The organism is Shewanella halotolerans (assembly GCF_019457535.1).
Classification (GTDB): Bacteria; Pseudomonadota; Gammaproteobacteria; order Enterobacterales; family Shewanellaceae; genus Shewanella; species Shewanella halotolerans.
On sequence record NZ_CP080417.1, the window covers coordinates 526,300 to 548,874 of the forward strand.

Sequence of the window (22,575 nt, forward strand, 5' to 3'; positions counted from 1 at the left end):
GAGATGAACCAAAGAAAAAGCCCGACTCTCTCGAGCCGGGCACGCCGGGAAGCGAAATGGAAAGGGGTTATTGCGCCTTAGGCACCTTGATGCCGAAGACCAGGGTGTAGGCCACCGGCAGCACCACCAGGGTGAGCACAGAGGCGAAGCCCAGGCCGAAGATGATGGTGATCGCCATGGAACCGAAGAAGGCATCCGGCAGCAGGGGGATCATCCCCAGCATGGTCGTGATCGCCGCCATCAACACGGGACGCACGCGACTCACCGAGGAGTCGAATACCGCGCGGTAGGCTTCCTTACCCTGGCTCAGCTCCAGGTTGATCTGATCCACCAGGACGATACCATTCTTGATGATCATCCCGGTCAGACTCAGCAGACCCAGCAGTGCCATGAAGCTGAAAGGGGCGTCGAACAGCAGCAGGCCAGAGACCACGCCGATCAGCGCCAGCGGCACGGTAAACCAGATCACCAGGGGCTGTCTGACCGAGTTAAACAGCAGCACTGTTATCAGGAACATCGCCAGGTAGCCAAGTGGGATCGAGCTAAATACCGACTGCTGCGCCTCGCTGGAGGTCTCATATTCGCCGCCCCATTCCAGCTCATAGCCGGCAGGCAGGCTGATGGCCTCGACCTTGTCACGTAACTTTCTAAACACAGAATCTGCAGTCTCGTTGCTGCCGTTCACCGGGTCGGCGAGCACAGAGATCACCCGCTTACGGTCGCGGCGCATGATCAGCGGATCTTCCCACTCAGTGGTGAAGTCGCTGACCACCTGAGAGATGGGCACGAACACATTGTTTTCTGTGCTCCACACCTGCAGCGCCGAGATGCTGTCGGCATTGAGACGCTCATCGGCCGGTGCCCGGGCGATAATCGGCAATAGGTGGCTGTTCTCACGATACAGGCCGACATGCTTGCCACTGAAGTTGGTCAGCAGGGCATTATCGAGGTCTTGCTTGCTGATGCCGGTTTCCCGGGCCTGAGCCAGTGCCAGCTGTGGACGCACTAGGGTCACCTGGTTACGCCAGTTGTGGCGCACGCTGGTGGCGCTCGGCTCGGCAAGGAAGATCTCGCTCGCCTGCTGGGCCAGCTGTCTCAGCACCTCAGGGTCTTCGCCGTAAAAGCGCGCCTCGATCTTGGCCGCCGGGCTGGGGCCATTCTCCATATACTTGAAGCGATATTCCGCCTCGGGATAGTGCTGTACCAGGTCCTGCTCCAGCTTACGCATATAGGCGTTGAGGGTCTCCAGGTTGCTCATCTCGATCAGCAGCTGGCCATAGGCGGCGTAGCCCTTCTCCGGCACATAGGGCAGCACGAAGCGCTGGGCGCCCTGGCCGACCACACTGGTGATGTTTACCAGGCCGAGATCCTGTTTTGCCTGCTCCGCCATCAAGTCCTGCTCGATACGACCCAGCAGCGCCTCGGTGGCCTTGATGTCGCTGCCTTCCGGCATCCACACATCCACGAAGAAGATAGGGGTGTTAGAGGCCGGGAAGAAGACGTTCTTTACCTGACCGAAGCCCATCACCGAGCCCACCAGGGCCAGCAACACGACCAGCAGGGTCAGGCCGCGAAAACGCATCGCCAGGCCTAGGCTGCCGCGATAGAGCTGGAACAGCCAACCCTTGTAGGGGTCGCTATCCGCCTCATCGGGGATCTCGCCATCCTTAAACAGCAGATCGCAGAAGAAGGGGGTCAGCGTCATGGCGGTGATCCAGCTGATAAACAGGGAGATCAGCAGCACCAGGAACAGAGAGATACAAAACTCACCCGTGGCGTTGTCCGACAGACCGATAGGCGCGAAGGCGATGATGGCAATAACCGTCGCCCCCAGCAGCGGCCACTGGGTCTGGGTGATCACCTGCTTGGCGGTCTCCAGACGCGACTGGCCGCGCTTGAGGCCTATGATGATCCCTTCGGTTACCACGATAGCGTTATCCACCAACATCCCCAGGGCGATGATCAATGCCCCCAGCGAGATGATCTGCAGCTCGATATTGAGCACCTTCATCATGATGAAGGTACCGAGAATGGTGAGCAGCAGCACCAGCCCCATCAGCAGGCCAGATCTCAGCCCCATGAAGATCAGCAGCACGCCGATGACGATGGCGATCGATTCCGCCAGGTTCACCAAAAAGCCGTTGATGGTCTGATCCACCATCTTGCTCTGGTCATAGACTGTGGTAAGCGTCATGCCCACCGGCAGCTCGTCGCTGAGCGCCATCATCTTCTGGTTGACGGCTTCACCCACCTTGACCACGTTGACGCCGCTGGAGAAGGCGATGCCCACAGACAGCGCCATGTCGCCGCCGCTGTGATACAGGTTGCTCGGGGTCTCGTCCATCGCCTTGTAGATGTTGGCGATATCCCCCAGGTAGATCAGCTTGGCGCTACCGGGCGCGCTCACCACCAGGCGTGAAAGCGCCTCGACGCTGTCGAACTCGCCCGTGGGGTGGATGCGGATGCGGTTGTCGCCCACGCGTATGCTCCCCGCGTTAGAGACCACGTTCTGGCTGTTGATCAGCCCATAGATATAGTCCTGATTAAGACCCAGGGCGTTGATCTTCTGAGTGGAGATCTCCACCACCACCTGTTGGTCGACGATACCCGCGATGTTGACGCGCTTGATCCCATCGACCAGCACCAGCTCGCGGCGCAGAAAGTCGGCGTAGTTCTCCAGCTCGCGTTCGCTGTAGCCATCGCCGCTGAGGTTGAGCAAAATGCCATAGACGTCGCCGAAGTCGTCGATCACCTTAGGCGTCATGGCGCCGCTGGGCAGCTCTCCCAGGGTATCGCTCACCTTACGGCGCACTTCGTCCCAGATCTGCGGCAGCTTCTCGGCGTCATACTTGTCCTGCATCTCAATTTGGATCTGCGACAGGCCGGCGCTGTTGATTGAGGTGATATGTTTCACCCCATCGAGCTGTTGCAGTGCATCTTCCAGAGGCAGGGTGACCTCTTCCTCCACCTGCTCCGGTGAGGCGCCAGGGTAGGCAGTGACGACCAGTGCCTCTTTAATGGTAAATTCGGGAAATTCCAGCTGCCCCAGGCTCATGAACGACAGGCTGCCACCTATGAGGAGCAGCAGGGCAAACATCCAACTGACCACCTTGTGGGTGATCGAATACTCGGCAAAATTCATCGGTTAAACACCTCGTTGCCAGCGCAGAGGCTTGACCTGCTGATTCTCGTGCAGCTGGGCCACACCGGCAACCACCACGCGGTCACCTACAGCCAGGCCCTGGGTGATCTCTATTCCCTGACTGGTCACCTTACCCAGGCTCACCTTGCGGGCGCTTACCTGGCCCGTGCCCAGATCATAGGTCCAGACTATCTGCTCACCGTCTTGATCCCGCTTGAGCACGGCGCTCGGCGGCACTATGGCGCTCTTCTTGTCGGCATCGGGACCGGCAATATCCAAGATCAGCTGGGCGCTCATGCCCGGCAGCACGCTAAACTCGGTCGGAGTCGGCAGGGTAAACACTACCTCGTAGCTCTGGGTGCCCGGAGTCACCTGAGTGGCAAACTCTTTCAGGCGCGCGGCATATTTCTGCTCCGGGTGATTGCTAAAGGTCACCATGGGCAGCGAAGGCGAATGTGGGTTAAAGGAGGTCACACGGCTGGCCAGCGACTCGGGCACCTGGATCACCACGTCGATGAAGCGATCTTTCTGCAGCACCAGAACCGGCTGATTGGCCTGTACTATCTGGAAATTCTCTATCTTGGTCTTGGCGACCGTGCCGCTGAAGGGCGCCTTGATCACCGTATAGCTCAGCTGATCCTGGGCGCTGGCCAGGTTGGCGGCGCTGGATTTCAGCTGGGCCTTGGCCAGATCATATTCCGCCTGAGAGATCAGTGCCTGACGCAGCAGCTCGCCCTTACGATTAAAGTCGGCCTGGGCCAGTTCGTGATCCGCCTCGCGGTTGAGCAGCTGGTTGCGTGCGTCTCTGTCGTCGAGGCGCGCCAGCACCTCGCCCTTGGTGACGCGCTGGCCATCCACCAGAGAGAACTCGACCAGCTGACCGGATAATCTGAATGACAGTTCCGCCTGCTTGGTGGCGGCGACCTTGGCGGGGAAGCTTCTCAGGGTGCCGCTACCCAGCTCGGTGATCTCCAGCAGCTTAACGGGACGAACACTCTCGGGAGCGATCTCGGCAGATTCTGTGCTGCAACCGGCAAGTACTAGAGTTAATACGAGTAGTGAAAGTGACGTTGTAAGGGGTTTCATGTCGTAAACTCCATCATTTGTGACAAGGTGTATCTCATGGCGGCTAAGATAGCAGCGCGATACATCTATTAAAATGGAATTATATGGAATCATGAGTTCCAAAAATTGAAACTGTATTAACTTGATTTACCCCAGTGACTGTGTGCAAAGTAATAACAGAATCAGGTCTGCCGCCTGTTATTGAAGTGAGACTGTGATGAAAACCGAAGATATTGCCCTGTTCCACCGCATCGTCGAGACAGGCAGCCTGGTCGAGGCTGCCGATATTCTCAACGTGCCTAAATCGACCCTGAGTCGACGCCTGCAGACGCTCGAAGATGAGCTCAATGTTAAGCTGTTTCATCGCCAGAGTCGCGCCATGACCCTCACCGCCTCGGGCAGTCATTTCTACAATAAAACCACGCCCTTGCTGGCGAGTTTGGAGCAGACCTTCTCTGAGCTATCGGGGCAGGAAGCGGCGGTCACCGGCCATTTACGTATCTTGATCTTTCCCATTCCGGAGATATTGCATATCACCCACGCGATATTTGAGTTCATGGATCTCAACCCTGAGCTGACGGTGGAACTCATCGTCAGCTCGGAGCCCAAGGATATGATCCGCAACAATATCGACTTGGCCTTTATGCTCGAAGATGCCTTTAACGAGAATGAGATGGTGGCGCGGCACGTCATCAGCGAGACAGTGCACTTCTTTGCCAGTCCGGAATATCTGGCGCGGGCGGGTACGCCTACTATGCCTGAAGAGTTGGATGGGCATAACTCCATTTTGTTTCGTTACCCCAACGGCAGGATCTTCAACGAAGTGCCCTTCGGAAAAGACAGAATTATCTCGGTAAAAGGCAACCTGTGTGTCAATAGCCTGGGCACCTGCTTAGAGGCCGCCTTGATGGGGCGTGGCATCGCCTTGATGCCACTGCCGATTGCGCAGGAGTATGTGGATAATGGCAAGCTAGTGATGCTATTTGAAGATATCGAGCCCTATGAGGGTAAGTGCTTCCTCGTCTATCCGTCGCGGCGTTTCATTAGCCTCGCCAGTCAACGCTTTATCGACCATGTGTTGAGGGCAATAGATGAGTGTCTTCAAAATGGTGCCTGCGATCGTGAAGCCAGGACCAAGGGGGCGATTAAGCCGTTAATTTAACGCTATTCGCCGCAGACGATTAAGCCGTTAATTTAACGCTATTCGCCGCAGACGATTAAGCCGAAGGGCGCCAGCAGCTGACTCTGCTGCCAGGCGTCTATCATTACCCCTTCCAGCGCCACCTCGCGGGGATCCAGTCCCTCGAGATCCACCCGCGTCAGGTTGGCGCCCCTGAGATCGAACTCGCCCCACAGCTCTGGGCTAAACTCGCCGCCGCTGAGGTTACTGCCCTTCAGCGATGCGCCGGTCAGGTTGGCGCCGCGCCAGCGGTTGTCGGTCAGTTCACACTCTTCCAGTATCACCTGAGACAGGTTAGCGTAGGCGAGGTTACAGCCGGAAAACACGGCGCTGCAGAAGTAGTGGTTAATGCCTATTTGATTGGCGAAGCTGGCGCGGTAGAAGTCGGCGCCCTGCAGGTTAGATGCTCGAAACTCGGCGCCGAAGCAGCGGGCACCGGTGAAGCGCGCCAGATTAAGGCGACAGTCACTGAACTTGGCGTTGATAAGCGTGGCGTAGCTAAAATCACACCCCAGCAGATCGCCGGACTCGACAAACTGGCACTGCTCGAAATGGCAGTCGGTCAAATCCGCGCGGTTAAAGCTGCAGCGCACGAAGCGGCAGCGACGAAACTTCAGCCCCTGCAGATCCTCACCGCTAAAGTCATGCTCAAAGTAATCCTGTTCAAGCGTCTCGTGTTGCAAATCATCCATGGTGGCTAGGCCTCTATTAACGCTTGTAGATCTCGACATGCTTGGGCGTGGTGTCTGGCTCTGTGATACGACTGGCCAGGATATAACAGGCGATCCCCATCACGGCGTTGGTGACAGGTAGCGCCAGCAGCAACCCCTTCACGCCGCCCAGATAGGAGCCCAGCGCCGCCAGCGGCAGCAGGAGCAGAAACAGGCGGCAGACATTAAGCACCAGGGAGCTCATCGGCCTGTGGTAGGCGTTGAGTGAGGTGGCGGTAAGGATCACCATCCCCAGCGGGCCATAGGCGGCGGGCAGGGCGATGATGTAAAAAGCGAGCCACTCGATCACCTGGGGATCTTTACTGAACAGTTGGGCGATTGGGGTTGCCATGAGTGCCAGCGGCAGATAGATGAGGGTCTGGAATACCAGCACGAAACGCAGCGACAGCATTAGGGCGTCGCGGGCGCGCTCCGTCTGTCCTGCCCCCAAATTTTGGGCGATAAAGGGCACCAAACTGGAGGAAAGTGCCATCACGGCGATAAGCAGCACAGACTCAAGGCGGGTACCGGCGCCGAAGGCCGCCACCGCGCTGTGGTCGATGCGGGCCAGCATGGCCATTATGATGGCGTTGGCCACAGGGTTGAGCAGGTTCATCAGCGCCGCAGGCTGGGCGATATGGGCCAGTTGGCGCCAGTTGCAGTGAATGCGCTCAAGGTTAAACTCGGCAAAATCCACCAGGTTGCGCTTGATGATAAGCAGGTAGCCAGACAGAGACAATGCCACCACCCAGGAGATCAGGGTGGCGATGGCCGCGCCTTGAATTTCCAAGCGGGGGAAGGGCCCGAGGCCGAAGATCAGCAGCGGGTCGAGCACCAGGTTGATCACCGCCGCCAGGGCCATGATCTTGGCCGGCGACTTGGTATCGCCGGTGGCACGTAGCCCCTGGTTGCCCACCATCAAGAGCACCAGCAGGGGCGCCCCCAGATACCAGAGAAACATATAGTCGCGGATCAGCGGCAGGCTGTCGTCGTTGGCGCCCAGCAGAGTAAACAGCGGGCCGATAAACAGGCTGCCCAGCAGGGACAGGGCGGCGATCAGCCAGAAGGTGATCAGCAGGGCGTCGTGTAGAAATACCTTGGCTTTGGGGCTGTTGCCACTGCCGATGAGGCGGCCAAGGTTAGTCGATACCCCGGCCCCTATGCCGATGGCGATGCTGGAGACGATCAGGGTGACCGGAAAGGTAAAACTGATGGCCGCCAGGGCTTCTGTCCCCAACTGGCTGATAAAAAAGGTGTCTACAAGGCTGAACCCAAGAATGGTGAGAATACCAATCAGGTTCGGGAGGCTCATATTTAGCAGTACACGACCGATTGGCTGACTGAGCAGCCCGTGTCTGTCTCTCATGTATGTGGAATGCCTAGGTAACAGAAGGAGGGCAATTCTATCAGGAAAGGCTGATCTTTTATAAAACCCAGTTAAAAAAAATCAGATTTTTTTTGTAAAGCCCTTGGATCTCATCAACCCCATCCCCATATATCGAACATCCCGCGGCGAAAGCTATCTCGCCGCACTTTTAATTTGATAAACCGCCAACGTTTGTTGGGCAAAAAAATCATTAGGAGAGTCCGTAGATGAATATTCGTCCATTACATGACCGCGTCATTGTTAAGCGTTCTGAAGTTGAATCAAAATCAGCCGGTGGCATCGTACTAACAGGTAGTGCAGCCGAGCAGTCAACTCGCGGTGAAGTTCTTGCAGTAGGCAATGGCCGAATTCTTGAAAATGGCACTGTGCAGCCACTGGACGTGAAAGTGGGTGACATAGTGATCTTCAACGAAGGTTACGGCGTGAAGAAAGAGAAGATCGATGGCCAAGAGGTCTTGATCCTTTCTGAATCAGATTTAATGGCTGTAGTGGAATAACCCACTCAATATCCCGTTTAACCAGAATTTTATTAAAGGATACAGAACATGGCAGCTAAAGAAGTTTTATTTGGTAATGACGCTCGCGTAAAAATGCTTGCGGGCGTAAACGTACTGGCTAACGCAGTTAAAGTTACCCTGGGCCCTAAAGGCCGTAACGTAGTTCTCGACAAGAGCTTCGGCGCGCCGCTGATCACCAAAGATGGTGTATCGGTCGCTAAAGAGATCGAACTGGAAGACAAGTTCGAAAACATGGGCGCGCAGATGGTGAAAGAAGTTGCTTCTAAAGCCAACGACGCCGCCGGTGACGGTACCACTACCGCTACCGTACTGGCACAAGCCATCGTAACCGAAGGCCTGAAAGCCGTTGCCGCTGGCATGAACCCAATGGATCTTAAGCGCGGTATCGACAAGGCGGTTGTTGCTGCCGTTGCCGAGCTGAAGACCCTGTCTCAAGAGTGTAGCGACACTAAGGCGATTGCTCAGGTAGGTACCATCTCTGCTAACTCTGACGAGTCAATCGGCGAAATCATCGCAACTGCGATGGAAAAAGTTGGTAAAGAAGGCGTGATCACAGTTGAAGAAGGTCAGGCCCTAGAGAACGAGCTGGATGTGGTTGAAGGTATGCAGTTCGACCGTGGTTACCTGTCTCCATACTTCATCAACAAGCCAGAAACTGGCAGCGTTGAACTTGAAAACCCATACATCCTATTGGTTGACAAGAAGATCTCTAACATCCGTGAGCTACTGCCAATCCTTGAAGGTCTGGCGAAAACCGGTAAGCCACTGATGATCATCGCCGAAGACGTTGAAGGCGAAGCCTTAGCGACTCTGGTTGTGAACAACATGCGCGGCATCGTTAAAGTAGCTGCGGTTAAGGCACCAGGTTTCGGTGACCGTCGTAAGGCGATGCTACAAGATATCGCTATCCTGACTGGCGGTACTGTGATTGCCGAAGAGATCGGTCTAGAACTTGAAAAAGCGACTCTGGAAGACCTAGGTACCGCTAAGCGCGTAGTTATCACCAAAGATGACACTACCATCATCGACGGTACCGGCGAGCAAGAGCAGATCTCTGCCCGTGTTGCCCAGATCAAGATCCAGGCTGAAGAGTCGACTTCTGACTACGACCGTGAAAAACTACAAGAGCGTATGGCTAAACTGGCCGGCGGTGTTGCAGTGATCAAGGTTGGTGCCGCTACCGAAGTTGAAATGAAAGAGAAGAAGGCTCGCGTAGAAGATGCGCTACACGCGACTCGCGCCGCCGTTGAAGAAGGTGTGGTTGCCGGTGGTGGTGTTGCCCTGATCCGCGTTGCCTCTAAGATTGGCGAGCTGGACGTGGCTAACGAAGACCAGAAGCACGGTGTGACTATCGCACTGCGCGCCATGGAAGCGCCACTGCGTCAAATCGCAACCAACGCGGGTGAAGAAGCCTCAGTGGTGGCGAACAACGTGAAGAACGGCTCTGGTAACTATGGCTACAACGCTGGTAGCGACGTGTACGGTGACATGCTAGAGATGGGTATCCTTGACCCAACTAAGGTGACCCGTAGCGCGCTACAGTTCGCGTCATCTATCGCAGGTCTGATGATCACGACCGAAGCTATGGTTGGTGATGTACCGCAAGAAGCTGGTGCTGGCGATATGGCCGGCATGGGCGGAATGGGTGGTATGGGCGGAATGGGCGGCATGATGTAATTCTAGCTGGTTAAAATCGTCTATAGCGGCGTTATCTTGCCACTCGTTTAGACAGCTAAACGTCGCGGCAAGATGCCTTGCTCTAAAACGATTTTTCCTGCGCTAGAAGCAATGCTGGTCTAAAGCTTAACAGCCTGAAACCAAATGAAGTAAAGCCTCGATATCTAACGGTATCGGGGCTTTTTCATGGTTTGGATTTGTGATGGTGTTGAGAGCGACGTTGCAGCTCGCTCGTGTATGATATTTTGTGGTATGCCAGTAGGGCTAATTCTTGGTTTTCTAGGCATGTGCAAGTTCCAATTGCAAAGAGACTCTAGATAAGGAGTATAGCTAGATATTCTAAGTTTATTCTGCCCCGATTTTTCCCCCCGACTTTTCACTCGACTTTTCGGCAGCGGCCATTTTTAACAGCTGAAAATCTGACAAATAAACACTTAAAAATCAAGGAATAATGACAGGTTGAAAATTCAGTGAAAAATATAGTGCAGATTGCCATTAATAAAACAACAACCAACCCCAGAAAATTCTCACATGTAGTGAAGCACTGCGCCTCCCTGCCCCCGCAGTAGTTTCAGCCAGAAGGACCCGTTTAAATATTATTGTTGGTTGGAAAAGTAAAAGGCGCAGCAGCGCCTTTTACTTACGTTAGATCTAAAACATTATTTCCAGCAATCTGGGCCAAACTGGTCGTTTAATGTGACGTCAATAACACTCTTAAACATTGTTACTTTTTTACTTTCTAACGAAGTGATCATTCTGATGGGCATTCCATTGAAAGTTGGCATGTATTGTAAAGTTTGGTCGATAGTATCAGTAGTGTAATCTCTGAAATCAATTTTATGTTGGATTATTTCCCCTACACCTAATGGATACCAATCATATTGACTTTTTAGTTTAGCTTTACCCCTTATTTTTGGGTCGAAGTAGTCTGTTGACTCTGTAACATGAGACAGACTAACTCCAGCACTATGGGCATCATACGAAATAGGGTCCGCAAATGCGGGATCAATTAAGAGCAATTGGCCAGAAGTATTTGTTATTTGAAAGATCACCTGCCCTTCAGTGCTACACAAAGGTAAAAATTCAAGCTTAAGATAACTTTCATCAGTTACAGTTTCAAATAACTTTTCTTCAGCCCGTGCAAAATGCGCCATAAAAAGACATATAATCATTATTTCACTATTTATCTTCATAGGTACCTCCCAACAATATCCTCAAAAATGTATGCGTTATTAGTCAGTGGTTTAAGGTGTTCTTTTTTTTAAATAAACTGAGTTGAATTCAGAGTTGATTTCAATGTATTTATCTAGTCTAGATTGGTAAAACTTATCTCTTTCCAGTCTTATTTGAGCTGGAGATAAGCCTAAGCCATTATCAGTTAAATTATCCTGACCACCGCATGCGTGATGTAATTCATGAGTTATGGTTCCAGGTAACTGATTTTTATACCCTGTAAACAACCTGTTTGATAGCTCTATTAAAGTCAGCATACTATGTCCCAACTGGTTGTTTGCAATGTAGCCCATTCAACCCCTCAAAGTCATTTATCCTGATATTGTTACCTTGTGGATCATCGAGCACGTTCTCCACCCCATAGGTATGGGCAACCTCGTCCAGGGTAAAGCCGCGAAGTTGGCGGTCTGTCCTGAGCAAATCGTAAAAAGTGGGGTCAGAGTAAACTTTATTCGCTGTTCTCGCAGGGGCGTCCCATTTTCTGTGGTCTCATGCTTTTTCCCGTTATTCGTTCTATTTTGCTTTTAAATTTATCATTTCCAATTGCCATGCCTCTGTTGGTTGCCTGGCGAATGTCATCTACTTTTGCTCCAGCCTCATGTTGCTTGATAGCTTTAATGATTTGTTCTTCGGTGTAGCGTTTTTTCATGGTGAGATCTCCATTGGCTCCAGTGTATTGGAAATCTCATCAATGTCATGGTGTTAAATTTGGGAGATAGGTCAGCATGTGCAAGTTCCAATTGCAAAGAGACTCTAGATAAGGAGTAAAGCTAGATATTTTAAGTTTACCCCGCCCCGACTTTTCACCCGACTTTTAGGCAGCGGCTATTTTTAACCGCTGAAAACATGACGAATAAACACTTAAAAATCAAAGTTTAATGACGGGTTGAAAATTCATTGAAAAATATAGGGCTGATCACCATTAATAAAACAACAACCAACCCCTGAAAATTCTCACATGTAGTGAAGCACTGCGCCTCCCTGCCCCCGCAATACAAAGAGTTAGAAGGACCCAACAAAAAATTGATATTAAAAAGGCGCCGGAACGCCTTCTAAAGAAATGTACTATTGAAAGCAACTTGGTTCTATTATAAAAGGAGTCGGCCGTAAATACGTATCAATACCTGCAAGCCATATTTGACCATTTGGCCTAATGAATTTAATCGTTTTCATCATATTAACCTGATAAGACTTACTTGTATCTACAGCTGAACGAGCCCATAAACGTAGATCAATAGTGTGCTCTATTGACTGACCAACCTCTAGACGAAAATAGCTTTTAGGATCCGGAACCCTATTCCGTGGTTTTTTGAGATTAAGATCCTCACCTGTGTCGGCAGTATAAATCGACAGACCCCAATCACTTTTTCCAAACGAATCCGACTTGAAATACTGGTTCTCTACCAATAAAACTTCAGGAGAAGTATTTGAAAATGATATCTTAAATTGTCCTTCAGCATTGCAAATTGGCAAGAAATCTACTTTGAGATAAGATTCTGTATGATCAATCATATCTGCAACATTGTTAGAATAAGCCGAAAACGAGGCAAAAATGAAACAGGATACTACAACTACAGATTTAAATAATTTAGTTTTCATAATAGGCCTAAATTATATACTCATAAAAAGATGGGTCTTTTAAAATTGACTCAAAGTACTTCTGCCTGCTGAGTTCATCCATATAATTTTTTTGTAGCTCAAACATCTCCAATCGGTTTTTTAACCATGCTTTCTCTTTTAACCTAAAATCACTTTCATCTGAGCTTATCATATGAGAACCTCCGCAATGATGTTGGTTTTCATGCATCATTGTCACTGGCAACGTATTAATAAAAGGCAATACCACTCCTTCTTTATAGTCCTTCAAGCTACGTTCTGTAATTTCTATTTGCGGCTCCTCTGACGAACCAATATAACAAGTTCGAGCAAAAATACTACTTTGGGCTGCTTTATCAGTTTTAACTCGATACATATTTTCATTAGGTGCTAATTGGGCACCCTCAAGACGTGAAGATACACACTCGTTTACCTTCAAAATTACATTTGAAAGCGTATTAAAAAGCGGTTGAGAACTATCGGAAATATTAAATACCCGAGAAATTGAATCTAGTTTTTCTTTATTAAGCGCAGACGGGTTGTTCAAGTCAGATGACATTTGAGCTAAAAAGTCAACAGCCTCTTTTGCTGATGATGCAACAAGGTTCTCATCCTCTGTACTTAATGTATATACTTCAGGATAGTTTTCATGATCAATTGAAATGAAAGGACTTTCATGACAAGTATCGTCAAAATCTAGTTTTGTTCTAATTTTCAACTTATCTTCTGGATTATAACAACGATCTACCTTCCCATCCTCATCAAAATCTACTTCATAACTAAAATCAGGAAACAAACAGCTTAAAGAAGAAATACTTCCTTGCTCATAAACATAACCCCAAGGATGAACGCCAGAAACAGGATCATTTATACCTGGGTCAATCCACACTGTTGTATAACTAACTTTATATGCGTCACCATCAAAAAAACCACCAGAATTGGTGGTTTTTACTATTGAAGAAGAATAGTACGCATCATGACTTGATAAAAACCAATCTCCACACTCACTTTTAGAAACTTTATTGGGTGTAGAGTTACCACCATAAAAATTGCTATTTAGCATACACCAATATATATCAACATTTGTGACACGTGGAGGTACCCACGGTGCGTCCCCCCATACAGCATACACTCCTTCGTTTGCCGTAGTTGAAAACGACACATTCTGAAGTATAAAGAAGAAAACAATAACAAAATATTTTTTCATTTAAACCAAATCTTTATCAATCCTTGATTTACAAGGATAGTATGGCATACCGTACTATTTTTCAATTGATACCATATAAACACTCCTATTGCATAAGAAGTTGAAATTCTGCTCTTCTCAGCCTATACAAATATGACTTCCTACTACTAAACCCCATCAAGGACCACTGACCTCTACAGATATAGTTAGTTCTTATAGCCTTGATACTCTCGGGCGATAGACATTCAATCATCCTGTCCAACTCAGCTACATACTTTGGCACAATCAACTCACGAACAATTGGATTGCCATAAACCTGCACCTCTCCTAACAAATCGCAAGCACTTCGATTAGCGTACCCCTTCCCCAACTCCTGATATGTCCAGTACTGCCCCCAAGCTGCAAGCCCGGCTCTTAAAGCTTTAATGTTCATCATGGCTTCATGCTGTGCGTCATGCTGCATGGCTGGTCAACTCCGTTAACTTGATTAATGACAACTTAAACACCTGGTCTAATAGCGCGATAAGGTCATCGAACGACACCGCAGTGGTGCCTCTCTCCCAATTACGATAAGTCTTGGTGCTCACCCCATAGGTTTGGGCCACTTTGTCCTGGGTAAAGCCGCGAAGCTGGCGAGCTGTCCTGAGAAAATCGTAAAAAGTGGGGTCAGAGTATACTTTATTCGCTGTTCTTGCTGGGGCGTCCCATTTTCTGTGGTCTCATGCTTTTTCCCGTTATTCGTTCTATTTTGCTTTTAAATTTTTCATTTCCAATTGCCATGCTTTTGTTGGTTGCTTGGCGAATGTCATCTACTTTTGCTCCAGCCTCATGTTGCTTGATAGCTTTAATGATTTGTTCTTCGGTGTAGCGTTTTTTCATGGTGAGATCTCCATTGGCTCCAGTGTATTGGAAATCTCATCAATGTCATGGTGTTAAATTTGGGAGATAGGTCAGCATGTGCAAGTTCCATTTGTAAAGAGATTCTGGATAAGGAGTATAGCTAGATATTCTAAGTTTACTCTGCCCCCAGTTTTTTAGACATAATATGTCGCAAGTAAACGATTTAATCTGTACTCTGTTATTGGTTTCGATGTAAGAGGTTAAGGAGAACCGATGCGATTAATTAGTCTATTTGTTTACTCGCTACAGTGGTTGGCTGTAGCTGCATCACCCACGCTTTTAGGTCTGTTTGTAGGCGGCATGATCAGTTTGCAGTCTGGTCAGTTTAACTCGCTCACTATTATTGCGTGGGGGGCGGTGGGTTTTATTATTGGTGGCTTTTGGGCTGAAAGCATTAGAAAGCAGATCGGTCTTAGTCATTTTTTTGGGCGATTAACTGATGCAAGGGATAAACCCAAAAACAGGTCATGACAGCAGTGTATCCATCTTTGCCCTTATTTTTCACAGACAAGGCAATAGTGAACAAGATACCGCTTAGGAATGGTCGGGAGCCGTCAGAATAGTGTCGATGATGTTTTGCGGTGTTAGAGACTCTGATAGTGTAACAAATGACACTTTTGGCCCATTTTCTAGTTAAAAAGGCTTTAAAGTGTAGGATGTTACACTCCTGGGGGAGCGCCCGTACCAGCGTTTTACTAATACCTGAGTCGATATTCGAATTTCGTTTGGTAAGCCTAAACCACCTGCTGATTAAAGCTGCATTCTTGGCAGTGTAGCGTGTAGGTTTCTTGCCTTTTCTGTACTCGGGTATGCTTGCTTTGGCACTGGGGACAGTCCTGTTTCATGGGCGTGTTTTTAGTGCACTGGTTGCAATGGATGTAGTATCCGTACTTACCATACATTGGCCTGTAATTGGCTGATTCACCACAGTGCTTACAAAGCAGTTTTAGTTGTGGGACTGCATCATTCTGTGGAGCCTGGTAAGGGGAATGGGCCTCTTGTAGCGGCATTATGGGCTGTGGCTGAGCAGCCTGTTGAATCGCTTCTGAATCTATAACAATTTCGTCTTGTTCTAAGTTTTTATGTGTCCACGTAGCAGACTCGCTAGCTTCATTCTGTTCTTGCGAGTGCTTGTTATCGAAGTCATGGCTAATTAAGAAATCGGCGATTGAGTTGAGTTCATCTTGGCTAAAGTCGGGTCGGGTATCTGTAAAATTAACTAATCGCGTAAACTTACCCTTGAGGTTCATTATCTCGTTGAGTTTATCTACCAGAAACTCGGTTTTCACTAGCTTTTCTGAGACTTGCTTAGGCATGGTGTCGCGGTTTATTATTGCATCGCTCGATACGGCGCAAAGATGTTCCCATCCTCGTAACCTAAAGCCCTGCTGTTTGATGCCCAATAGCTTGCCGAGAATTTCACTTCTGTGATGCGTTAATAATTGCAGCAAAAGCGCCTGTTGGAGTTCGACTTGTTTGATTGGTGATGCCATACCAAACCAAGTGCCCTTATGGCTGCGAGTCCACTCTTCCTGTTGGTTAACCTTAACCTGACCTTTGATGCTCTTTGACTCGATTAATACAAAACCATAGGTATAAACAATCAGATGGTCTATCTGTGCTGTTTCATCGTTAAAACTGAACTTAAAGTCATTGATGACCAGCACTTGGGGATGGTCTTTAAAGGCTCTACGTAGAAAGAAAGCAACGTCCTGTTCTTGCTTTTGTCCCGCATAGGCTTGTGCGGAATGTACTGTTTGAAGTGATTTGTTTTTCAGAATCATTTATCAATTGCATCCATTCACTGCTCAATTATGAGCAAACTGATAATGGGCAAGTGTATCTGATTTCATACTGGTGACAAAGCATTGAAGCATGTTCAGGGATTTGTATATGTGGACTTGGATTTCCTTGCGCTTCAATCAATAATGCGGCTTTTATTTCTCAAGGAATAACAGCCCCTCGGCTGTCGATGGTATGGATACACAATATGCATGAAGATCTTATGCCGGTTTTGATGATCGCCGTGATGCTGGCGCTGCTCGTTGCTGTCATGCTTTTTATCGAGGGGCAACGTAAGCCGACCATAATGCCGGGCTGGTTAGATCTGCAGGGCTTTGAGCGCCTGTTTATCTACTGGGATGCGCCGAGTGCGAAGGAGTATGGCGAAAAGCATCCTCGCCGTTATCAGCGTCTGCTTGAGGCCTGGCAAGATCTGCCGCCAGAGGAGGCTTGGTTTCACTATAACCTCTCCTGTATCGGCGTGACGCCTGTGGGGTCGAGTGTGCGTAGCGCGAAACGTTGGTGTCAGAAGGCCTGGCTGAAGAAGCAGGATGTTGAGGCGGCCTATCATCTGGGGATGATGCAGCTTATGGGCTTGGGTGGAGCGCCTGAGTATCGCTCGGCGTTGATACTGTTTGAGGCGGCGGAGCAGGGGAGCATCATACGCGCGACAACTGCTCGCGGCCTGATGTTGCTGCGTGACCCTGGTTTTATGAATACTGGCTTTGGCAACTCAGATATAGGAGATTCTGGCTTAGTTGAGGACTGGCCAATCGAGGTGCCCAAGGCGCAGCGCCACGCCGAGGCGCTGGCCTGTTTCATCGGAGCGTTTGAACAGGGGGATATGTTGGCGGCGCTTAACCTGGGTTACATGCTGGAGCATGGCCTTGGTTTTGGCTCTGGTGTAGAGACCCGTTTAGAGAACCGTTTAGAGAATGGTTTAGAGGCTAGTACAGAAGCTAAAAGCGCGGCCAATCTGGATCGCGCCATCGAGAGTTATCTGCTGGCCGCCAATGCCGGCTTGCCCGCCGCTCAGTATCGTTTGTCTATGCTGTTTGAGGCTCGCGGCGAGCTGGTCGATGCCTATCGCTGGGCCTATATTGCCGCAGCCTGTTCTGAGTCGGACATTCCCATGGCCCGCAGCCAGAGGTTGGCGACATTGCTGGATAGTCGCACCCTGCAGCAGGCGCAGGAGTCGGCCAGGGCAGCCGCCCACAGGATAATGACGCCACGGGTGCTCGCCATGCTACATAACCTTAAGCATCTGCGCAGCGCGGCTTAACCCTTTATCTGGCCTCTTGCGCTAACGCTCGGCTTTAACCAGAACAATTACCCATTTTTAAGATTTGCCTCAGCTTGCTTGGGTAGCATGGTGACTGTTTTGTGTCTGGAATGGTTATCAAAGGGAGCGAGCGGCATGGGAAATCAGCATTTAAATGGGACTAAGCGGGGGCCTTGGATGGCGATTGGGGTGAGTCTGGCCGTGGTGGGGCTGATCGCGCTGCTGATCATGATGATGCCCAAGGGCTTTAAGGCGACCCATGAGGAGATAGGCAAGGGCACGCCGGCCCTGGTGTTTGTCTACGACCCTAATCTGGCGGTGAGCCATACCCAGACAGAGCAGATGAACGAGGCGCGGGGCCACCTGGGCGATAATGTACTGTTTCTACTGGCGAGAGTCGGCACCCCAGAGGGTGAGCAGCTGATCGCCAAATACCGCGCGGGCGTCGCCGAACTCCTGCTGTTTGACGGTTCGGGCAAGCTGGTTAAGCGCCAGCTTGCGGTGCAAGATGCCAATCAATTGATGCGCTGGGTGCGTTAATCCCTCGTGGGGCGCGTTTTCGGGCGCGCCGCCTATCTTTAATCGCTATTTCTTCAATACCAATTCTTTGCTGCTAGTTACTCAGTGCCAGCCCTTGTCCCTACAGCCCGTCTTAACCTAAGTGTTTCCAGTTTGCTGAACATTTGTTAATCGAAAAAGTCGTTGTTGAACGGCGCTGGGGTGGTAAAATGCCGCTCGGCTTGCGGTTGCTGCTGTTTGACACTGCAACAAATACGTAGCCCATAACTCCTAACATCTTATTTTTCCTGACTAATCATTAGAGTGTTTATGAAACGGATTTTATGCTTGTCCCTGCTGGCCTTTTCTCAATTGGCCGCCGCCGTAGAGCCCCTGATTGAAACGCCAAAAGATATGCAGCCTACCTGGGTCGATGAGATCCTGGATGTCTTCGGCGCCGACGGTGAGTTTGACGAGAGCAAGACCATAGACATGAGCTACCTGCCGACCGCCTATTACACGCCCGAGAAGAAGTTCGGCGTGGGCCTGCTGATGGTGGGCCTGTATAAGACAGATGGCGCGGCGCCCGAGGAGCAACCTTCCTCTTTGGTGCTGAACTCCTTCGTGTCGATGAACAACTCCTACGGCGTCGAAGTGGAAAACATGACCTTCTTCAACGGCGGCAAGCAGCGTCTGCTGCTGGGGCTGGATCTGCACAACGAGGCGTCTGTCTACTACGGCCGTGGCATAGCCGACGGCAACATCGACAGCAATCACCATGAGTTCGACGAGCAGCTCTACAGCTTCACGCCGCGCTGGATGACTCAGGTGGCCGACAACTATTTTGTTGGTGTGGGCGCCGACTTTACCTACGCCAGTGCCGACAAGTTCACTCGGGTAGAGGGCGATATTCCCCTGCCATCCGACGGCATCTTGCCAAGCAACTTCAGCTCGGGCCTGGTGGTGACCAGCATCTATGATTCCCGCGACTATCGCCTCAACGCCACCAAGGGCTGGTTGTTCCAGCTCGATGCGGGCTTGTATCAAAACAGTGAATACGACAGCTTCGCCAAGTATGACCTTGAGCTGGCCAACTATATCGATCTCAGCACCACCTCTTTGTTGAGCCAGATGCCTGGGCTTATCGCCTGGCAGGTGCAGGGCCACTTCACCAGCGGCGATGTGCCTTGGAACATGCTGCCTGATCTTGGTGGTTCAAGTGCCATGCGCGGTTACATCAAGGGACGCTACCGCGACAAGCAGATGATGATGGGCCAGGTCGAGTACCGTCTGCCTATCTTCCAGCGTTACGGCATGGTGTTCTGGGGCGGCGTGGGTAGCGTGGCCGACAAGGTGAGCGATCTTAACGACGAGCTGCTGACCTCTTACGGCACGGGTTTCCGCTTTAAGATCAAAGACAACATCAACCTGCGTCTGGATGTGGGTGTCGGCGAGAATGAGACCAACTTCTACCTCAACGTTAACGAAGTCTTCTAGCCATGACTGTGCTGCCTGTTCGATTGTGTGTTAACACCAAGCCTATGCTTGTCGCCTCGGCCGTTGTTGCGGCTCTGGCCTTTAGCCAGGGCGCGAAGGCGGACGAGACTCGGATTCGTGATGCGCAAGACAAGGCTGTTATCGATGCGACCCCAAAGCAGAAGCCACAGTGTACTCGCCGCTCGGATTACGACATCTATCTCAGCGGCATACACACGGGCACCATGAGCCGCACCGAGCAGTGGCAGGGCAAACAGGCAGTAGTGACCTCAAACAGTGAGGCCAGCATCCTAGGCATAGGCACCCGCTATCGGCAGCGAGCCGAACTCAGCTGGTCAGAGGCCACTGAGGAGTGGATCACCCAGGCGTTTCATCAGCAGGTGAGCGGCTTTCGCGCCAGAGACATGCAGGTGCACTTCAGTCACAATGGCCGCGCCGCGCGGGTGGATCTGGATGGTGAGGTGACCGATTATCACTCCAAAGACAAGGCCCTGCGGGACGTAGACACCCTGGCGATAGAGATGCGCCGACTGTTGATGCAGGGCAGGCATCAGTTTGCCCTGGTTCGTCAGGCGTCCGATGCCATGGAGCCCTATCAATTTTATGTTAAGCCTCCGCAAGCCGCCGAGGTGGCGCCTTGGGGAGAATTGATGCTGGTGCCCGTGGAACAGACTGGCGCCGAAGAGGTGACCTACTATTTCGCCCCCGAGCTGGATTATCAACTGATCAAGGCGCGCTATCACGGCATCTTGCTGCAAGGCCTTATCGAGCTGAACCACTACAGCTCGAGTTGCGACCTGGCCCCCTCGGCCTGAGTCGCCCGCTTTCATTCTTATCCAAGCGCGGCGGCTAACATAAACGCCCAGCATAAACGCTCAAGATAAACGCCCAACATAAACGCCTAGCTTAAGCGACTAATTTAACCCAAGCGCCTGCTAGTTGGTTTCGTAGTGGGCGATCGGCAGCTGGCTGACGCTATCGAGTCGCCAGGCACCCTTCTCATACACAAAGCTGACGCTGTGCAGGGCATCCTTGAAGTCATAGCGTTCGCTTGATTTGGGCAAGGCATCTTTAAATTCGACCTGAATGTTTTGGTAGCCTTGCTCGAGTGACATCTTACTCAGATGGCTGGGCAGGTCTATCAGGCGGCTCAGCGCCTTGTCTAACTCACGATCCTTAATTGGCAGCTTGAGTTTAAATTGCTCGCTGAATAGCGCCGAGAAAGCATGTTTATCTTTGCTGTGGGTGTAGGCGGCGACAGTCCAGTCGGCCAGCAGCAGTTCGAATGCCTTGTCGGCTTGGGTGAGCGAGGCGATAGGCGTCTTGTTGTCGTTGGCGAGGTATGCCTTGAGGGTCGCCTCGGCTTCTTGGTAGCCGTCGATGAAGATCTGCGCCACCTGAGTCGCCGCCGGATCTTGGCTCGCCTTAAGCTCATCGGTTACGGCCGCGATGGCGTCCCCTCGGGCCTGCCAGCTGTCAAAGCCCTTCATCAGGCCTTGTAGTGAGGCTTTATGCTGTTTTACCACCTCGGCAACGGCCTTATCCTGTTGGCGCGCCTGTCTGATCTTAGTGCCGACATACTCGCTGTAGGTGCCGCTGAGCAGGCTGGCTGGCGACTCGAAGTAGAGACCCGCGCCGCTGTAGGGATCGACCCAGAAAGCGCTGCTATCTATCGGCGCCATGGTCTTGGGCGTCATGCCGTTAAAGTAGAGATCTGTGAGTGCCGTCTTGTGCTTAGCGTAGAAGGCAGCAATCGCCTTACTATCTGTAGCGGGCACTTGCTGGTATTGCGCCGCTAGTTGCTGCAAGCCTTGGGATGCCTGGATCCTCTGACTGGCATAGTAGCCGCAGCGCAGGTCACAGGCTTGCTTGGTCAGACTGGAGGCCGCATCTAAGTTTATCGCCTTGCTTTGCACGAAGACCTCGGCGGTATAGATACCTCTGGGGATAGCGCCGCTTTTATCCATCAGGTAGATGGTGTTGTTGGGGCTATGGCGGCCGACGACCTGGAGATCTTGCTTGCTGGCGCAGAGGGAAAAGTCGCGGCTGGTGACCGGCAGCTCCTTGTTATAGGTGGAGACCACTAGCTTCTCCAGGCTGACGCCCTCAGGCACTGTGCCTGTGATGCTGAGATCACACTGCTGAGCGTTAGCGCTCATTGTCATCGCGCCTAAGCCTAGGCCGATAATTAGACATCCTTGTTTCATCTTACATCCTTGTTTGTTTATTGAAGTTTTAGAGATTTAGCCACAGAACTGTCTTTCGCAGGGAATGCCATCGTGATCACCATCCATTTCTGTGCCGGGACAATTGCGGAGGTAGAATTTGGCTTCCTCGCAGGATCGCATATGATTGCAATGTGTCTTGCCTGCCTCACAGCGAAACTTTGGGGTGGCCGGTTGCCACTCCTGAGCCTCTATGGCGGGAAGGTCTTCAAAGCTGGTGACAGGCGTGGCGTTGAGTGCCTGATATTGTTTAATGGCGAAGCTGCCAATACTCACCAGTATGATAATGAAGATCATCCGCTGCAGGCGTGAGCCGGAGCGGCGATGAGAATAGTGGGACGTGGGCGTATGGTCTCTATGTTGCGGGCGAGTCGGTTTATTCGCGAGGCCAGAAGCTATGCCTGAAACCACGGCGACGCCTTCAATACTGGCCTTGACAGCCTTTATCTTGCCATCGCTCTGTTGCTGGCTTTGGTAGACTATCTCGTCGCCCACCACAGGCTTTCTGGCCATCTGTTTCAGGGCCGAGATATGGATAAACACATCTTGGGCATTGGGCGTGTTCGGCTTGATGAAGCCAAAGCCTTTGTCATCGTTCCAGCGAACCAGGGTGCCTCTTTCCATGGCTAAGATTGTCCTTTTATGAATTATTTGCCTGTTGATTCAGCGGCTAAGCAATATTGTTCGCCTATGCTAT

Annotated in this window: 20 protein-coding genes and 3 pseudogenes; 8 read left to right on the plus strand and 15 right to left on the minus strand. The window is 51.1% G+C overall.

The window, feature by feature from the left end; all coding sequences use genetic code 11:
* Window positions 1-67: 67 nt before the first annotated feature.
* Together K0H81_RS02415 and K0H81_RS02420 are read right to left on the minus strand one after the other, a co-directional pair.
* Complete coding sequence (locus tag K0H81_RS02415) at window positions 68-3,142, minus strand: efflux RND transporter permease subunit (protein WP_220059763.1); 3,075 nt, start codon at window positions 3,140-3,142, stop codon at window positions 68-70.
* Window positions 3,143-3,145: 3 nt separating this feature from the next.
* Window positions 3,146-4,228, minus strand: coding sequence for an efflux RND transporter periplasmic adaptor subunit (locus K0H81_RS02420; protein WP_144199901.1), 1,083 nt, complete (start codon window positions 4,226-4,228; stop codon window positions 3,146-3,148).
* 196 nt (window positions 4,229-4,424) lie between these two features.
* On the opposite strand from K0H81_RS02420, the gene K0H81_RS02425 reads away from it, so the two are divergent.
* Window positions 4,425-5,369, plus strand: a complete 945-nt coding sequence (locus tag K0H81_RS02425; RefSeq protein ID WP_220059764.1) for a LysR family transcriptional regulator — start codon at window positions 4,425-4,427, stop codon at window positions 5,367-5,369.
* 38 nt (window positions 5,370-5,407) lie between these two features.
* Here the strand turns inward: K0H81_RS02425 and K0H81_RS02430 are convergent, their stop codons facing one another.
* Window positions 5,408-6,079 (minus strand): Qnr family pentapeptide repeat protein, encoded by a 672-nt coding sequence (locus K0H81_RS02430; protein ID WP_220059765.1) that lies wholly within the window; start codon window positions 6,077-6,079, stop codon window positions 5,408-5,410.
* A gap of 16 nt (window positions 6,080-6,095) precedes the next feature.
* On the minus strand, window positions 6,096-7,463 hold the full coding sequence (locus K0H81_RS02435; protein ID WP_144199895.1) for an MATE family efflux transporter: 1,368 nt from the start codon (window positions 7,461-7,463) through the stop codon (window positions 6,096-6,098).
* 227 nt (window positions 7,464-7,690) lie between these two features.
* Between K0H81_RS02435 and K0H81_RS02440 the strand changes: the two genes are divergently transcribed.
* Together K0H81_RS02440 and groL are read left to right on the plus strand one after the other, a co-directional pair.
* On the plus strand, window positions 7,691-7,981 hold the full coding sequence (locus K0H81_RS02440; RefSeq protein ID WP_011864277.1) for a co-chaperone GroES: 291 nt from the start codon (window positions 7,691-7,693) through the stop codon (window positions 7,979-7,981).
* A 48-nt stretch (window positions 7,982-8,029) separates the two neighbouring features.
* Complete coding sequence (gene groL, locus K0H81_RS02445) at window positions 8,030-9,679, plus strand: chaperonin GroEL (protein ID WP_220059766.1); 1,650 nt, start codon at window positions 8,030-8,032, stop codon at window positions 9,677-9,679.
* Window positions 9,680-10,338: 659 nt separating this feature from the next.
* On the opposite strand, the gene K0H81_RS02450 is transcribed toward groL, so the two are convergent.
* The 8 genes and pseudogenes from K0H81_RS02450 to K0H81_RS20315 form a co-directional block, all read right to left on the minus strand.
* Complete coding sequence (locus K0H81_RS02450) at window positions 10,339-10,872, minus strand: hypothetical protein (RefSeq protein WP_220059767.1); 534 nt, start codon at window positions 10,870-10,872, stop codon at window positions 10,339-10,341.
* Window positions 10,873-10,923: 51 nt separating this feature from the next.
* Window positions 10,924-11,205 (minus strand): hypothetical protein, encoded by a 282-nt coding sequence (locus K0H81_RS02455; RefSeq protein WP_220059768.1) that lies wholly within the window; start codon window positions 11,203-11,205, stop codon window positions 10,924-10,926.
* A 278-nt stretch (window positions 11,206-11,483) separates the two neighbouring features.
* Window positions 11,484-11,561 (minus strand): annotated as a pseudogene (locus tag K0H81_RS20310) (transposase); the annotation flags it as partial.
* A gap of 416 nt (window positions 11,562-11,977) precedes the next feature.
* Complete coding sequence (locus K0H81_RS02465) at window positions 11,978-12,511, minus strand: hypothetical protein (RefSeq protein WP_220059769.1); 534 nt, start codon at window positions 12,509-12,511, stop codon at window positions 11,978-11,980.
* A 7-nt stretch (window positions 12,512-12,518) separates the two neighbouring features.
* Entirely contained in the window at window positions 12,519-13,715 is a 1,197-nt protein-coding gene (locus K0H81_RS02470) for a hypothetical protein (RefSeq protein WP_220059770.1), read from the minus strand.
* Between the two features lie 85 nt (window positions 13,716-13,800).
* Entirely contained in the window at window positions 13,801-14,157 is a 357-nt protein-coding gene (locus K0H81_RS20230) for a hypothetical protein (protein WP_258406366.1), read from the minus strand.
* Window positions 14,147-14,332 (minus strand): annotated as a pseudogene (locus K0H81_RS02475) (helix-turn-helix domain-containing protein); the annotation flags it as partial. The gene K0H81_RS20230 and the pseudogene K0H81_RS02475, both read right to left, overlap by 11 nt.
* Before the next feature lie 163 nt (window positions 14,333-14,495).
* A pseudogene (locus K0H81_RS20315) lies at window positions 14,496-14,573 on the minus strand (transposase); the annotation flags it as partial.
* 234 nt (window positions 14,574-14,807) lie between these two features.
* Here K0H81_RS20315 and K0H81_RS02485 point away from each other — a divergent pair.
* Window positions 14,808-15,065, plus strand: coding sequence for a hypothetical protein (locus K0H81_RS02485; protein WP_220059771.1), 258 nt, complete (start codon window positions 14,808-14,810; stop codon window positions 15,063-15,065).
* Window positions 15,066-15,328: 263 nt separating this feature from the next.
* On the opposite strand, the gene K0H81_RS02490 is transcribed toward K0H81_RS02485, so the two are convergent.
* Window positions 15,329-16,378, minus strand: a complete 1,050-nt coding sequence (locus K0H81_RS02490; RefSeq protein WP_220059772.1) for a nuclease-related domain-containing protein — start codon at window positions 16,376-16,378, stop codon at window positions 15,329-15,331.
* A 206-nt stretch (window positions 16,379-16,584) separates the two neighbouring features.
* Here K0H81_RS02490 and K0H81_RS02495 point away from each other — a divergent pair, with 206 nt between their 5' ends.
* From K0H81_RS02495 to K0H81_RS02510, 4 genes are all read left to right on the plus strand, one after another.
* Window positions 16,585-17,658, plus strand: coding sequence for a tetratricopeptide repeat protein (locus K0H81_RS02495; RefSeq protein ID WP_220059773.1), 1,074 nt, complete (start codon window positions 16,585-16,587; stop codon window positions 17,656-17,658).
* Between the two features lie 135 nt (window positions 17,659-17,793).
* Entirely contained in the window at window positions 17,794-18,198 is a 405-nt protein-coding gene (locus tag K0H81_RS02500) for a hypothetical protein (RefSeq protein ID WP_220059774.1), read from the plus strand.
* A gap of 288 nt (window positions 18,199-18,486) precedes the next feature.
* Window positions 18,487-19,653, plus strand: coding sequence for a BamA/TamA family outer membrane protein (locus tag K0H81_RS02505; RefSeq protein WP_220059775.1), 1,167 nt, complete (start codon window positions 18,487-18,489; stop codon window positions 19,651-19,653).
* Window positions 19,654-19,655: 2 nt separating this feature from the next.
* Entirely contained in the window at window positions 19,656-20,468 is an 813-nt protein-coding gene (locus K0H81_RS02510; protein ID WP_220059776.1) for a hypothetical protein, read from the plus strand.
* Window positions 20,469-20,588: 120 nt separating this feature from the next.
* Here the strand turns inward: K0H81_RS02510 and K0H81_RS02515 are convergent, their stop codons facing one another.
* Window positions 20,589-21,860 carry a hypothetical protein gene (locus K0H81_RS02515; protein ID WP_220059777.1) on the minus strand — a complete coding sequence of 424 codons (1,272 nt, stop codon included), beginning with the start codon at window positions 21,858-21,860 and terminating at the stop codon, window positions 20,589-20,591.
* Window positions 21,861-21,896: 36 nt separating this feature from the next.
* On the minus strand, window positions 21,897-22,502 hold the full coding sequence (locus tag K0H81_RS02520) for an excalibur calcium-binding domain-containing protein (RefSeq protein ID WP_220059778.1): 606 nt from the start codon (window positions 22,500-22,502) through the stop codon (window positions 21,897-21,899).
* Between the last annotated feature and the right edge of the window lie 73 nt (window positions 22,503-22,575).

Excerpts from the sequence above, each read along its gene's own strand:
- K0H81_RS02415 (WP_220059763.1), bottom strand. The coding sequence starts at position 3,142 with ATGAATTTTGCCGAGTATTCGATCACCCACAAGGTGGTCAGTTGGATG.
- K0H81_RS02420 (WP_144199901.1), bottom strand. The coding sequence starts at position 4,228 with ATGAAACCCCTTACAACGTCACTTTCACTACTCGTATTAACTCTAGTA.
- K0H81_RS02425 (WP_220059764.1), top strand. The coding sequence starts at position 4,425 with ATGAAAACCGAAGATATTGCCCTGTTCCACCGCATCGTCGAGACAGGC.
- K0H81_RS02430 (WP_220059765.1), bottom strand. The coding sequence starts at position 6,079 with ATGGATGATTTGCAACACGAGACGCTTGAACAGGATTACTTTGAGCAT.
- K0H81_RS02435 (WP_144199895.1), bottom strand. The coding sequence starts at position 7,463 with ATGAGAGACAGACACGGGCTGCTCAGTCAGCCAATCGGTCGTGTACTG.
- K0H81_RS02440 (WP_011864277.1), top strand. The coding sequence starts at position 7,691 with ATGAATATTCGTCCATTACATGACCGCGTCATTGTTAAGCGTTCTGAA.
- groL (WP_220059766.1), top strand. The coding sequence starts at position 8,030 with ATGGCAGCTAAAGAAGTTTTATTTGGTAATGACGCTCGCGTAAAAATG.
- K0H81_RS02450 (WP_220059767.1), bottom strand. The coding sequence starts at position 10,872 with ATGAAGATAAATAGTGAAATAATGATTATATGTCTTTTTATGGCGCAT.
- K0H81_RS02455 (WP_220059768.1), bottom strand. The coding sequence starts at position 11,205 with ATGGGCTACATTGCAAACAACCAGTTGGGACATAGTATGCTGACTTTA.
- K0H81_RS02465 (WP_220059769.1), bottom strand. The coding sequence starts at position 12,511 with ATGAAAACTAAATTATTTAAATCTGTAGTTGTAGTATCCTGTTTCATT.
- K0H81_RS02470 (WP_220059770.1), bottom strand. The coding sequence starts at position 13,715 with ATGAAAAAATATTTTGTTATTGTTTTCTTCTTTATACTTCAGAATGTG.
- K0H81_RS20230 (WP_258406366.1), bottom strand. The coding sequence starts at position 14,157 with ATGCAGCATGACGCACAGCATGAAGCCATGATGAACATTAAAGCTTTA.
- K0H81_RS02485 (WP_220059771.1), top strand. The coding sequence starts at position 14,808 with ATGCGATTAATTAGTCTATTTGTTTACTCGCTACAGTGGTTGGCTGTA.
- K0H81_RS02490 (WP_220059772.1), bottom strand. The coding sequence starts at position 16,378 with ATGATTCTGAAAAACAAATCACTTCAAACAGTACATTCCGCACAAGCC.
- K0H81_RS02495 (WP_220059773.1), top strand. The coding sequence starts at position 16,585 with ATGCATGAAGATCTTATGCCGGTTTTGATGATCGCCGTGATGCTGGCG.
- K0H81_RS02500 (WP_220059774.1), top strand. The coding sequence starts at position 17,794 with ATGGGAAATCAGCATTTAAATGGGACTAAGCGGGGGCCTTGGATGGCG.
- K0H81_RS02505 (WP_220059775.1), top strand. The coding sequence starts at position 18,487 with ATGAAACGGATTTTATGCTTGTCCCTGCTGGCCTTTTCTCAATTGGCC.
- K0H81_RS02510 (WP_220059776.1), top strand. The coding sequence starts at position 19,656 with ATGACTGTGCTGCCTGTTCGATTGTGTGTTAACACCAAGCCTATGCTT.
- K0H81_RS02515 (WP_220059777.1), bottom strand. The coding sequence starts at position 21,860 with ATGAAACAAGGATGTCTAATTATCGGCCTAGGCTTAGGCGCGATGACA.
- K0H81_RS02520 (WP_220059778.1), bottom strand. The coding sequence starts at position 22,502 with ATGGAAAGAGGCACCCTGGTTCGCTGGAACGATGACAAAGGCTTTGGC.